14 protein-coding genes are annotated in these 12,631 nt (G+C 42.7%); 6 read left to right on the plus strand and 8 right to left on the minus strand.

Annotation, left to right across the window (positions count from 1 at the left end; translation table 11 throughout):
- Positions 1 to 164: 164 nt before the first annotated feature.
- The 3 genes from O0931_RS15420 to O0931_RS15430 all read left to right on the plus strand — a co-directional run bounded on the left by O0931_RS15420 (position 165) and on the right by O0931_RS15430 (position 2,676).
- Entirely contained in the window at positions 165 to 539 is a 375-nt protein-coding gene (locus tag O0931_RS15420; protein ID WP_115404615.1) for a helix-turn-helix domain-containing protein, read from the plus strand.
- 57 nt (positions 540 to 596) lie between these two features.
- Positions 597 to 1,334: a LytR/AlgR family response regulator transcription factor gene (locus O0931_RS15425; protein WP_056095117.1), complete on the plus strand. Its 738-nt coding sequence runs from the start codon at positions 597 to 599 to the stop codon at positions 1,332 to 1,334.
- A 253-nt stretch (positions 1,335 to 1,587) separates the two neighbouring features.
- Positions 1,588 to 2,676 carry a sensor histidine kinase gene (locus O0931_RS15430; RefSeq protein ID WP_056095120.1) on the plus strand — a complete coding sequence of 363 codons (1,089 nt, stop codon included), beginning with the start codon at positions 1,588 to 1,590 and terminating at the stop codon, positions 2,674 to 2,676.
- 17 nt (positions 2,677 to 2,693) lie between these two features.
- Here the strand turns inward: O0931_RS15430 and xth are convergent, their stop codons facing one another.
- From xth to O0931_RS15470, 8 genes are all read right to left on the minus strand, one after another.
- On the minus strand, positions 2,694 to 3,470 hold the full coding sequence (gene xth, locus O0931_RS15435) for an exodeoxyribonuclease III (RefSeq protein ID WP_056095123.1): 777 nt from the start codon (positions 3,468 to 3,470) through the stop codon (positions 2,694 to 2,696).
- Positions 3,467 to 4,240 carry a DNA-formamidopyrimidine glycosylase family protein gene (locus O0931_RS15440; RefSeq protein WP_056095127.1) on the minus strand — a complete coding sequence of 258 codons (774 nt, stop codon included), beginning with the start codon at positions 4,238 to 4,240 and terminating at the stop codon, positions 3,467 to 3,469. Before O0931_RS15440 ends, xth begins: the two co-directional genes overlap by 4 nt.
- Positions 4,241 to 4,244: 4 nt before the next feature.
- A complete protein-coding gene (locus O0931_RS15445; RefSeq protein ID WP_056095131.1) occupies positions 4,245 to 4,538 on the minus strand; it encodes a DUF3606 domain-containing protein in 294 nt (97 codons plus the stop codon).
- Between the two features lie 13 nt (positions 4,539 to 4,551).
- Entirely contained in the window at positions 4,552 to 4,860 is a 309-nt protein-coding gene (locus O0931_RS15450; protein WP_056095133.1) for a hypothetical protein, read from the minus strand.
- Positions 4,847 to 5,038, minus strand: coding sequence for a DUF3606 domain-containing protein (locus O0931_RS15455; RefSeq protein WP_056095135.1), 192 nt, complete (start codon positions 5,036 to 5,038; stop codon positions 4,847 to 4,849). The genes O0931_RS15450 and O0931_RS15455 overlap by 14 nt, the downstream gene beginning before the upstream one ends.
- Positions 5,039 to 5,136: 98 nt before the next feature.
- Complete coding sequence (locus O0931_RS15460; protein ID WP_269416451.1) at positions 5,137 to 5,958, minus strand: SOS response-associated peptidase; 822 nt, start codon at positions 5,956 to 5,958, stop codon at positions 5,137 to 5,139.
- A gap of 2 nt (positions 5,959 to 5,960) precedes the next feature.
- Complete coding sequence (locus tag O0931_RS15465; RefSeq protein ID WP_147273668.1) at positions 5,961 to 6,197, minus strand: hypothetical protein; 237 nt, start codon at positions 6,195 to 6,197, stop codon at positions 5,961 to 5,963.
- 37 nt (positions 6,198 to 6,234) lie between these two features.
- Positions 6,235 to 6,867, minus strand: a complete 633-nt coding sequence (locus O0931_RS15470) for a hypothetical protein (protein WP_056095141.1) — start codon at positions 6,865 to 6,867, stop codon at positions 6,235 to 6,237.
- Between the two features lie 252 nt (positions 6,868 to 7,119).
- Here O0931_RS15470 and O0931_RS15475 point away from each other — a divergent pair, with 252 nt between their 5' ends.
- From O0931_RS15475 to O0931_RS15485, 3 genes are read left to right on the plus strand one after another with little or no spacing between them, the layout of a single operon-like run.
- Entirely contained in the window at positions 7,120 to 7,857 is a 738-nt protein-coding gene (locus O0931_RS15475; protein WP_056095144.1) for an ImuA family protein, read from the plus strand.
- Between the two features lie 5 nt (positions 7,858 to 7,862).
- A complete protein-coding gene (locus O0931_RS15480; RefSeq protein ID WP_056095147.1) occupies positions 7,863 to 9,371 on the plus strand; it encodes a Y-family DNA polymerase in 1,509 nt (502 codons plus the stop codon).
- A gap of 12 nt (positions 9,372 to 9,383) precedes the next feature.
- Positions 9,384 to 12,614: an error-prone DNA polymerase gene (locus O0931_RS15485; protein WP_056095149.1), complete on the plus strand. Its 3,231-nt coding sequence runs from the start codon at positions 9,384 to 9,386 to the stop codon at positions 12,612 to 12,614.
- Positions 12,615 to 12,631 lie beyond the last annotated feature (17 nt).

The following is a 12,631-nucleotide window of genomic DNA, read 5'->3' on the forward strand; positions in this document are numbered from 1 at the left end:
TTCACCACAAGTTCTTTCAGTAATTACTCAATCCAAATTAATGGAAGTTATATTCTATCGTTTTTCTATATCGTTAATTTTATTAAAGCTAAGATACAAAATATTAACCAAATCCACAAGTGGAGTTGACTTAAATCATCAAAATCAGTCACTTGCACATGTAAATGGTAGCACCTGAAGACGAGTTAATTTTTGTTGAAATCTCTCAATTAGATTTTATGTTGATTGAAAGAGTTAAGGCCTTGAGAATTGCCAGTAAAATGACTCAACTTCAGTTAACTCAGAAGATGAAATTAGCTGATGGGTTTATTTCAAAAGTAGAAACTTTTACAGAACGTGCCAAATATAGCATTAGACATATAAACTTGTTAGCAAGCGCTCTCAATTGCACTATACAAGATATCCTCCCCTTGGAGCAGCCAAAATATGACATGGTCATAGTAACTTTAAGGAGAACAAACAAAATTAACAAAGATGGTTCTTTGTCTCAAAAGAAAACCACTGAGGTGATTAAAATCGAACCAAAAGAAAAAAGTTAATTTGGATATGCAAAGTAATTGAGGGATCATTTTTGAGATTACCCTAAACTTTGACATATGGAACAACTTCGTTGCGTCGTAATCGACGATGAAAAACATTCAATCTCGATTCTCTCAGATTACATTGAGACGAATCCCAACCTAAAATTAGTCAAGACTTTTTTTGATCCTCTTATTGCACTATCAGGAATCAGTATCAGAGACAAAATAGACTTTATTTTTTTGGATATAGACATGCCAGAAATTACCGGCATTGAGCTCGCAAAAAAATTAGTCAATCGAGCTCGATTTATTGTATTTACCACTGCATTTACAAAATATGCCATAGAAGCTTTCGAAGTAAATGCATCTCGGTATCTGGTTAAGCCGATCTCAAAACCGAAATTCATTAAAACCGTTTGGGACATTTTAGATGCAGAAAGAAAAAGAATTGAAGGGATACGGATTGCCCAAAAAAAATATTTCTATGTCAGCATCGGCGAAAGGGGACAGAAATTGAAGATAAGGAAATCCAAAATATTATTTTTCGAAAGCTTGAAAAACTACATGAAAATTGTCACTGAAGATGAAGATTATACAGTCTATTTGACAATGAAGGAAGTTGAAAAGGAGTTTTGGGGCACATTGTTCTACAGAGTCCACCGCAGTTACTTCGTAAATGAAGAAAGGGTTGAAAAAATAGCTGGGAACACATTAAAGCTTGGAGCACACATCATTCCGATGGGCAACAACTACAAGCAAGGTTTTATTGAATTTTCTGAAAATAAAACATTAAGATCCGGCCGGAAGTCTTAAGGATTCAAATGTTGAACCAACATTCAACGATGGCTAATCAACGTTTCATTGGAAATAATGATGATACTGGAAGTAGTCGGATCAGTTTCGGACTTTCGAATTGTTTGCTGCGATCTAAAAACAAATACTGTTTTTTTGACCAGTTTTTTAGGGTTCTGTTTCATGTTTTTATTTTGAAACTAGAGCCATTATTTAGCGTAAAAAAAGTTTTTACACCGCGATAAAATGAGGTTACACCAAGAGCAATTATAGCATGACTAAGAAAATTTTCGAATGGGGAAAAGTGCAGCGCTTGCACCTAATTGGATGGGCAATATTCATAACATTAGAGATCGGACTAATCGGACTTTCAATGGGCTTTTTTGGAAAAGCTTTTAATTATGCCCTCCATTATATTCTTAATATTATTCTATTTTATACGAATGCGCATTTTGTGCTTAAGAAGAGTTTTACGAAGCCTAAACCCTGGACAAGGGTAATTATCTTCATGATAATTCAAATCGGCTTATATATTTTTTTCAGGTCTTATCTTAATTACGTACTGGAAGGAACCCATAAAGGATTTAACATCCCAACAATTATTACTAACCATAAAAGTTTTTTTCAATCGCTCTGGAGAGGTTTGTTTTTTATCGTTCTTTCCTGCTTTTACTTTTTATTTTTGCGTTTCAAAGAGGAACGTTTAAAAAGAGAACATTCAGAAAGAATGGAATATTTAAACGATTTGAAAAATAAAGAGATGCAAAATGAATTGCATGTTGCGAAGTATGAATATTTGCGAGCCCAAATCAATCCACATCTGTTATTCAACACATTGAGCTTTTTGTATGATAGCGTTCGAAAATTTAACGAGGACGCCGGAGAAGCAGTTCTTAATCTGGCTGAATTGATGCGGTTTAGTCTTGAGACGAAGGAATCCCCCGAAGAATTTCCCAAGCTGGAGGAGGAACTGCATCAGATTGATAACCTCATATCCCTTAATAAAATAAGGAAAGACAAAGAACAGTATATCAATCTTTCTTTTCCTGAAGAGGTTAAAAATTTTCGCTTTATACCATTGGTCGTAATCACATTGTTAGAAAACATGCTTAAGCATGGAAATTTACAAAAGCCAAACCAACCTGGATTATTAGATATTAAATTGAGTAAAAACGAATTGTCAATAAGTACTTCTAATTTGATCAACACCAGGATCCACCATTCAGGCTTCAATAAAGGAATGGAGAATATTGAAAAGCGATTAGGTTTGGCTTATGGCGATAAATTTTCATTGTCTTACGGAAAAAGGGATAGTAACTATTTTGATGTCAATTTAATTTTAAAAATTTATCCAGCTCTGTAAGTCATTGATATAATGTATTATTTTGTTGGTTGAATTTCGATCCAAACAGGGCAATGGTCACTGGCTCCCTGCCAGCCCCGCACATGTTTGTCGACTCCACCGTCAATCAGCTTGTCTGACAAATCCGGAGACAGCAGGAAATGGTCCAATCTCAAACCGGCATTCCTTCCAAATGCATTCCGAAGATAATCATAAAAGGTATATATAATTTCATCGGGATACAGGGTTCTTATTGCATCTGTCCAGCCCAGAGCCAAAAGCTTCTTGTATGCTTTTTTGGATTCGGGAAAGAAAAGCGCATTATCCCTAAATCTATCGGGATTATAAAGGTCAAGGTCAGTCGGTATAACATTATAGTCACCGATCAAAATTGTTGGGATGCCAAACGAAAGCAGCTTTTTCGAATGGGCGGTAAGCCTTTTGAGCCATTTAAGTTTATATTCAAATTTTGGACCTGGTGCCGGATTTCCGTTTGGAAGATAAATGCAGCCTATGATCAGTCCACCAATAAATGCTTCGATGTATCTGCTATGGTCGTCGGCAGGATCGCCAGGAAGTCCGCGTTTCGTTTCTTTGATTTCCGTCTTAGATAAGATTGCAACACCGTTCCAGCTTTTCTGACCTTGCCAGATGGCGAAATAACCTGCTTCCTTTAATTTCTTCGCCGGAAAATCTTTGTCCTGACATTTTATTTCCTGCAGACATACAACGTCCGGTGACCGCTCTTTCAACCATTTAAGCAAAATTTCGATCCTTCCATTGACCCCGTTAATGTTGTAGGTTGATAGAATCATTCAAAAAGTTCCTGAGATTGCGTAAAGTAAGCTTTGCGCCCACCGATTTTCTCAGACAAAATCTCCTCGCCCTTTGGTGTCTTTTTTAATTCGGCACCATGTACCATCATAAAATCGCGCAGCTCACCTTTGAGTTCGTCACCGTTTGCTTCTGCGATTTTTAAAATCGCCTCAGCTAACACAGATTTTATGCTTTTGTATAATCTCTTTGCCGCTTTATCCGGGATAGCTTTGGCGACTGAAAAGGGAGAAATCCCGGCATGATAAAGTATCTCATCCGAATAGGAATTGCCAATACCGCGAACAAGATGCTGATCCATGAGCAAAGTTTTTATCGATGTTCTCTTTTTAGCCAGCAAATCAAAAAAATATTCCTCCTCCATTTCCAGCGCATCCGGGACGTCGATAGGTTCAGGATTCAATGTGGGCGTTGCTTGCTTTTGAAGATCGATCAATGCAAATGCATCGCCCCCTTCAAAATGAAACCCTAAAATCTGGAAGCGTGGCGGCTCATCCTGATCAATAGAGATCAGTTCTCCCCTGAGCATTAAGTGAAGACCAAGAACCTGGCAACCCGAAAAAATAAGTTGAAGCGTCTTTCCGGAACGCCGGACATCCAAAAGTTCTCTTCCTTCCAAAGCTTTTTTCATTTCCTTGGCCGAGACATTAATTTTTTTGGATTCCGTAATTTCCAGCGTTTCCAAAATCTGCCCTTTGAACTTTCGGGTTAGTATCTGAGCAAATACGGTTAAATCTGGTAATTCTGCCATAGATTTAAGCGGATATGTATTTTTTTATTTCGAGGATAGAATTTCCCCGCAACAGTGCTGCGGATTTTAGCTCACCCGTACTAATCTGAAACTGTTCAGCCCAATAGCGGAGTTCCCTAGGATCATCTACATTTAGCTCGCCGTCATTTGTCCCAAACTCCTGTGGTTCCAGGGAATCAAGATCGCTTTCAGTTTCATGTCTGTCGAGGCAATCATCAGAAGTGACGAATTGTTGGGAATTGATGTCCTTTTCCACTTCATTTCCAAACTTTGGCTGACTGTTTTGCTGATTATCCATAACTATATTTAGATTACTGTTTTTTTCTAACCGGGTAAAATTGATCATAAAAGGACTGAACATGATCAGGCGTTGTACTGCTCAGAATTTTTTGAACATAATCCACTACAGGATCCCCGGTGGTACTGTTGCGGAGATGAGCCTTGAGTTTTTCATCCCAGTTGTTTACAGCTTCAGCAACAGAATTCCCTCTTCCAAGTATCGATTCATGGATATCCTGAGGGAGCACACAGAGAAAACCCGGAGATTCACTAAAAATCACTGCTCCAAGTTTTCCGGCAAGCCCATCAAGTGAGACATCTACCGACTTACGCCTTGGCATTTGACTTAATATATTCGGCAATTTTCGCCCTGGAAGAACTTCCCGACGCTTTAGCCAGTTCCTTGTATTGAGCAGAAGTTACCCCAGCCTGTTTTGCTGCATAAGCAACTTCGCTTGCATCGTTCAGATCAACTTTTGAATCTTCTCTGCCATCCTGTTTCTGTTTGTTATCGCTCATAATATTAGTTTTTATGATATAACTGATCTCAACTGAAAATGGTTTTAAAATCTAAACAATCACCCCTAAAAAGTGCTTTATGGAAGCATCCAGCCGTGTTAAATCGAGTACTCGATAGCGGGCAGGTCTTCATAAATAAAGGGCGTTGATGGTTCAAGTGTCGACAAGAACTCTTTCGCAATCGTGCAGGCATCCATTTGTTTGGCAGGAAACTGACTGGATGCAATCTCGGTGATTCGCCCATCGCTTAAATCCCCGAACATCCATTCATAGGCCAGCTCATCATTTAAAATTGTAGGCATACGTTTTTTGGAATTATGGACCTGTTCCATAAGCGGATTGGCCGGCGCGGTAGTGACAGCGACTGTCTCAACAATTTCCCCGGTTTCCTGATCGGTCCACTCCTGATAAATTGCCGCCATGTAGAAGTATTCCTCGTCCTTAACAGAAATGTAGTAAGGATACTTAACGGCAGTTTTCAAAGGCTCTCCTGTTTTTTTGTTCTTCGGAAATACATGGCGCCACTCGTAAAATCCCGTTGACAGCACCAGGCATCTTCGCTCGCGGGCTGCCTTTGCATAAATCGAGGGACCGCCCTTTTCATTTGAAAAAAGATTTTCGGCCTTTGCATTGAGTGTTGTATATCCGATATGCCATTTACCGGCAGCATCTTTATATCCGTTGCGAAAATTCTTTGCAGCCTCGCGGTTTTTAAGGTAGGGAGGCAAAAAACCCCATTCCATCTGCACGATATCAAAGTTTGTCTGCTCTGCATCTCTTTTTAATACCGCAACGGGTGAATAGGCAAAACCGTTATGAACAGCCCTGTCGAGAAACTGATAATTTTTTACCGCCTTTTCAAGTTGAAGGAGTGAAATAAACTCTGCTCTTGAAACGCGTTGACCATTGTAGTAACACATAATTATTTATTTTTCAAATGTTCAGCAATCTTTTTACCAAAAAATTCTGCCTCTATCTGTCTTCCCTGCGGAACAGATGTCCAGAATGGCCTGTAACCATTCGCTTCGGTTACGTTTAGTGGTGGTCTTCCATCCGAGAACTCGATCCTATATATTTCACTGCCTCCGATCAGATGTGAGGTAACGATCATCTTAATATCGGGCAGGACAATCTCAAAAGCCTCTTCTATTTTCATCATCTTAAAAATACAAAATCTTGAACCAAATAGGAAATAGTTAGTTGATGCCTATAATTACAAAATACGGATCATCTGCTTTCTTGACAATCAAGTCCAGGTGCTCCTCGAAATCAACCAGGTTTAAGACCTCATCTTTTAAGAACGTAGTGAAGACTTCCATATCTGTTTCCTTTGAAATAACCACCTCAAGGGTTTCACTGCTCTTCCACTGGGTAGACTCAATTTCGGGATAGGCTCCCTTTAATAGTGAGGGATATCCTTGTCTGGAAAAAGCCTCTGAGAGCTTGGATGCGATATCCCAGATATGAGGCGCTAGTTCTTCATCAAGTGTGTCCCATTGAAGACCAAGGTTTTCATCACGCCACATGCTTCCGATGTATTTGCCATCAAGCGTCACCCCGTAGCATTCGCCTGAAGTTTCTACGACAGCCTCTTTTATCCCGCTGTCGGTGGGGATTTCAAAAATATATCTTTCCATATTCAGTCCGGGCTCCAATGGTTTTAACGGCTTAGCCAATTTAAAATGTTTTTTTGAGAAAATTAGATAAGCCGTAGTTAAGGAAAATCCGAAAATACCGCCAATGATCAGTTCACTGCGGTGTGCTTTTGCCCAGCTAATGACACTTTTTTCTACCTCGCTAAATAGGCTGGTTACTTCTTTTCTTTCCATTTTGTAACAACAGTTATTTGAGCAGATAGGTTTTGAAAATCAGGAAGATGGGATAAAATCGATTAAGAATTATTATCCATAAATAAGATTTTAAGATCTATTTTATCAAGGATAGTCATCACAGTAAGGAATGCAAACTTTCCACCAAAACGGGAATGTTTTCCACAATTCATTTTTTACTAACATTTTTAGCTTTATGTTTGTTGTATAATTTTATAATACTAAATATAATAGTATTTAATTCAGTAAGTCATGAATGCCAAAAAAGAATTACTTCAGAAATTGCAACAGGATATCCTGTTATGGCAGGGGTTTAAACCCCATTGCACAGGCAATGCCGAACGCATCGGACTGGGAGAGATTGAAAATTCATTTCCTGGTGGTGTTTTTCCCAAAAAGGCAATTCATGAATTTATCACAATTCAGCCGGAGCATTCGGCGGCCAGTGACGGCTTTATCGCCGGGCTACTTTCCGTCCTTATGGAAAATGGTGCGGCCTGTGTGTGGGTAAGCACGACCCGGAATCTCTTCCCCGCTTCTTTGAGCTTATTTAACGTAGAGCCTGAGCGCATTATTTTTATGGATGTTCAGAGCGAAAAGGATGTGCTATGGATTACAGAGGAGGCCATCAAATGTGAGGGGCTTGCGGCGGTTGTGGCAGAACTTAACAATGTGAGTCTTATAGAATCCCGCAGGCTGCAGCTGGCGGTTGAGACCAGTGGTGTTACGGGATTTATCCTGCGCAAGGACGGAAATAAAAAGGCGAGCACCGTGGCAACAGCAAGATGGAAAGTCAGCCCACTTCCTTCAGTTACGCAGGACGGCTTGCCCGGGATCGGATTCCCGCGCTGGCAGGTTGAGCTGCTAAAAGTCCGTAATGGAAATCCGGGAAGCTTTATACTGGAATGGGCAGGCGAAAAATTTGAAGAAATTAAGAAAACAGGTAATCAACCGATTTGGTCTGATCTGGAGGGCAGACAAATTGGATAGCTATTATGCAAAGGCGTTTTGTTTCGATATGGTTCCGCCAATTACTGGCTGACTGGCAGCTTATCCGCCGCCCTGAACTAGCCGAGGTGCCTTTTGTTTTCGCTGCGCCCGACCATGGGCGGATGATGATAACCGCAGTAAATCCATTGGCATTTAGCTTTGGAGTTGAGGTCGGCATGCGTGCAGCGGATGCGAAGGCCATATGTCCCGGGCTCGAGGTTCTGGACGACAAGCCAGGCCGCCCGAAAAACCTGCTAAGGGGACTAGGCGAATGGTGTGTGCGCTATTCGCCCTCTGTATCCATTGACGAATTCGGAATGGACGGACTGTTACTTGACGTTTCAGGCTGTCCGCATCTTTGGGGTGGAGAGCGAGAATACCTGAAAGAAATTGTAAACAGGCTTAAAAGTAAGGGATATACCGTACGCTTAGCGATTGCCGATACACCCGGCGCTGCATGGGCGGTGTCCCGGTTTGGTAAAGTTACGCCATTGATTCCTTCCGGCGAACATGTAGATGCTCTGCTCAGTCTGTCTCCTGAGGCGTTAAGACTGGAAGATACAGTTCTTGCGAAACTTCGTAAACTGGGATTCTATCAGATAAAAAGCTTTATAGGGATGCCCAGATCGGTGCTCCGAAGGCGATTCGGGGAAGATTTTTTATTGCGGCTGGCTCAGGCTATTGGAACTGAAGCAGAAGCGCTTATTCCATTAAAGGTTCCCGTAGCATTTAGCGAAAGGCTAGCCTGCATGGAACCGATCAAAACCAAAACTGCAATTGAGATCGCGATTCAAAAGATGCTTGAAAATCTGTGTAACAGGATGCAATCTGAAGGTAAGGGATTGCGAACAGGAATGTTGACAGGATACCGTATCGATGGAAAAATTGTGCAGGTTTCCATTGGAACCAGTGGCGCTTCGCATAGTGTGAGTCATTTATTCAAACTTTTTCAGTTAAAGATCGATCAGATCCGACCAGCCCTGGGAATTGAACTATTTGTTCTTGATGCGCCAAAGGTGGAGGATGTCGATGTGCCCCAGGAAGAAATGTGGTCATCCAAGCCCGGCCTGAATGATAATAGTGTGATCAGGTTTCTGGACCGTGTTGCCGGAAAGGTTGGTGCGCAAGCAATCCATCGTTTTTTGCCTGCAACCAGATACTGGCCGGAACGTGCAATATCAAAGGCAGCTTCGGTAACAGAAAAGGCCTCAAATCCATGGCGAACGGATAAGCCCCGGCCGACCGAAATGCTTAAGGTTCCCGCCCCTATTGAGGTAATGGCGCTTATTCCGGATCATCCGCCAAAGTTTTTTATTTATAAAGGCGTCCGCCACCTGGTTTCAAAGGCAGACGGTCCCGAGCGGATTGAGCGCGAATGGTGGATGGATAAGGGAGAGCATAGGGATTATTATCAGGTGGAAGATGAAGAAGGATGCCGCTACTGGCTTTTCCGTTCCGGACACTATGGTGGGGAACAACAACACAAGTGGTTTATTCATGGATTTTTTGCTTAAAGGAGATGGGTTATGGCTTACAGTGAATTACAGATTACCTCAAACTTCAGCTTTTTGCGTGGCGCTTCGCATGCGCACGAACTGGTTGAACAGGCCGAAATCTTCGGTTATAAAAAAATAGCCATAACCGACAGGAATACCCTTGCCGGAATTGTACGTGCGCATGCTGCCTGCCGTGAGAAAAACATAAAACTAATTCCCGCCTGCAGGCTGGATCTGCTGGATGGAGGGAGCCTGCTCGCCTATCCGACGGATAGGGAAGCTTATGGCAGGTTGTCCGCACTATTGACATTGGGCAATATGAGAGCAGAAAAGGGCAGCTGCCATATTTCCCGTGCCGATGTTTACGCCCATAGCAAAGGGATTCTTTTTGCCCTTGTAATGCCTGGCGCTTTGAACCGTCGCTTTGAATATGAGGCTAGCTTTATCGCCTCAGTTGCAGAATATCGCGACGCTCTAGGTGGTCAGCTTTACCTTGCTGCAACAAGATCTTATTTGGGAAACGACGATAAGCTGATATTTAGAACTTCACAGCTTTCCAAATTTTACGAAATACCGGTCGTTGCAACAGGCGACATCCATTATCACAATCCTTCACGAAGAGAACTTCAGGATGTACTGACCTGTGTAAGAGAGAAATGCACCATTCAGGAAGCAGGGTTTCGTTTGCATCAAAATGCTGAGCGGTACATGAAAGAGGTGGCTGAGATGGACAGACTTTTCAGAAAATATCCAAGCGCAATTCAAAACACGATGGTCATTTCCGAAGCCTGCAATTTTTCTCTTGATGAGCTCAAATATGTCTACCCCGAAGAAATCAATCCAAGCGGACGCAGTCCGATGGAGGAGCTCGAATTTTTAACCTGGAAAGGTGCTCATGAATTTTATGGCGAGAAGATCCCGGAAAAGGTTGTTAACATGATCCATCATGAGATGGCTTTTGTGAGGCAGATGGATTATGCCAATTACTTCCTTTTTGTTGAGGATATTGTTCGTGAGGCCAGATCCCGCGGGATTCTCTGCCAGGGTCGGGGCTCGGCAGCTAATTCTGCAATTTGCTTCGTGCTGGGTATTACCTCTGTTAATCCGATGAAGTTTGATTTGCTATTTGAGCGCTTCATCTCACCCGCCAGAAACGAGCCTCCCGATATTGATGTCGACTTCGAGCATGAGCGCAGGGAAGAAATCATCCAGTATATCTATACCAAGTATGGACGTGACCGTGCGGCAATCGTTGCAACCGTCACACAGCAACACCAGAAAGGAGCCATCCGGGATGTAGGCAAGGCAATGGGGCTATCTGTTGATACAATCAATCGCCTGTCAACTTCAATATGGGAGTTTACAGATGAATGGTTCGAGGGCAAGCGCGTTACCGAGCAAGGTCTAAATCCAAATGATCCGCACCTTAAGAAAACACTTGAGCTTACTTCCCAAATGATGGGCTTTCCGCGGCAGCTCGGTCAGCATACAGGAGGATTTGTAGTTACGCAAGGGAAGCTTACAGACCTCTGCCCTATCCTAAATGCCCGGATGGAAGACCGCACCAATATCGAATGGAATAAAGATGATATCGATGCGCTGGGTTTTTTAAAGGTGGATGTGCTGGCGCTTGGGATGCTTACCTGCATCAGAAAGGCTTTTGATCTCTGCCGGGATCATTACGGCGTGCAATATACACTGGCCAACATTCCCCAAGATGATCCAGAGGTTTATGATATGATCTGCCTCGCCGATACCCTGGGCGTATTCCAGATCGAAAGCCGGGCGCAGATGTCCATGCTCCCTAGGCTTAAGCCAAGAGAATTTTATGATCTGGTGATAGAGGTCGCGATCGTTCGCCCGGGACCCATTCAGGGAGATATGGTTCATCCATATTTGCGCAGGCGCAGCGGCGAAGAACCTGTTGTCTACCCCTCGCCGGAACTGAAAAAAATTCTTGGACGCACGTTAGGCGTTCCGCTGTTTCAGGAACAGGCGATGAAAATTGCTATAGTAGCGGCAGGCTTTACCCCTGCTGAAGCTGATGGCCTTCGTCGCAGCATGGCAACATTCAAGTTTAAAGGAATGGTGAACCAGTATGAGCAAAAACTCATCGACGGAATGATGAACAAGGGATATACAGAGGAATTTGCAAAAAGGATATTCAGGCAGCTGGAAGGGTTTGGGAGCTATGGATTTCCCGAAAGCCATGCTGCCAGTTTTGCCCTCCTCGTTTATGTATCCTGTTGGCTTAAACACTACTATCCTGACGTTTTCGCTGCCGCATTGCTAAATAGTATGCCGATGGGCTTTTACCAGCCGGCACAAATTGTTATTGATGCGCGGAAGCATTCGGTTCAAGTTCGCGAAGTTGACGTCAACCATTCCTTTTGGGACAATAAACTTGAGGAAAAATCAGGTAAGTATTTTACGCTTCGGTTAGGGTTCAGGCAGATCAATGGCATTAGAGGAGATGACATGGACATTTTGGTCAATGGTCGCGGAAGTGGTTATCAAAGTATTACCGCAATCAGGGATTCGGGAATATCGATTGCCACCTTGGAGCGATTGGCCGATGCAGATGCATTTCATTCGATGGGAATAGATAGGCGAAAAGCACTTTGGGAAGTTTCTGCCCTAAAAGATATGCCGGAGGAACTATTCAAGGGGCAACCGTCTGAAAGCATATTGGAAACACAGGTTGAACTTCCGTTAATGGGCAAGGGAGAGCATGTCGTTCAAGATTATGCCACTACAGGACTTTCTCTAAAAGCACATCCGGTGAGTTTTGTGCGGACTCAGCTCGAAATGCTCAACATCAGAACATGCCATCGCATTAATAATGGTTCGACAGATGGTCAGCTGGTGAAAGTAGCAGGACTGGTATTGGTACGCCAGCGTCCCGGAACGGCAGGCGGGGTATGTTTTATTACTATTGAAGATGAAACAGGCTATTCCAATCTGGTTGTTTTTGAAAAGCTTTTTGAAACCTATAGAAAAGAAATTCTGCATTCGAGGCTTCTCATGGTGGAAGGCAGGTTGCAGCGCGAGGGACAGGTGGTGCACGTGATCGTGAGTAAATGTTTTGATTTTACAAAGATGCTCGGCAAGTTGGTGCAACGGGAGGTTGATGAGCTTCCAGTGTTGACCTTAGCCGGTGGAGATGAAAAAAAATCGTCCTATCCTTCACAGAATAAACGTGCTCAGGTTCGCGAGGATGCCACGAAAAAAGTGTTCCATGAGGGCAGGAATTTTAAATAATTGTTTATTGTCAAAAG

Source organism: Pedobacter rhodius (genome assembly GCF_027213645.1).
Taxonomy (GTDB): Bacteria; Bacteroidota; Bacteroidia; order Sphingobacteriales; family Sphingobacteriaceae; genus Pedobacter; species Pedobacter rhodius.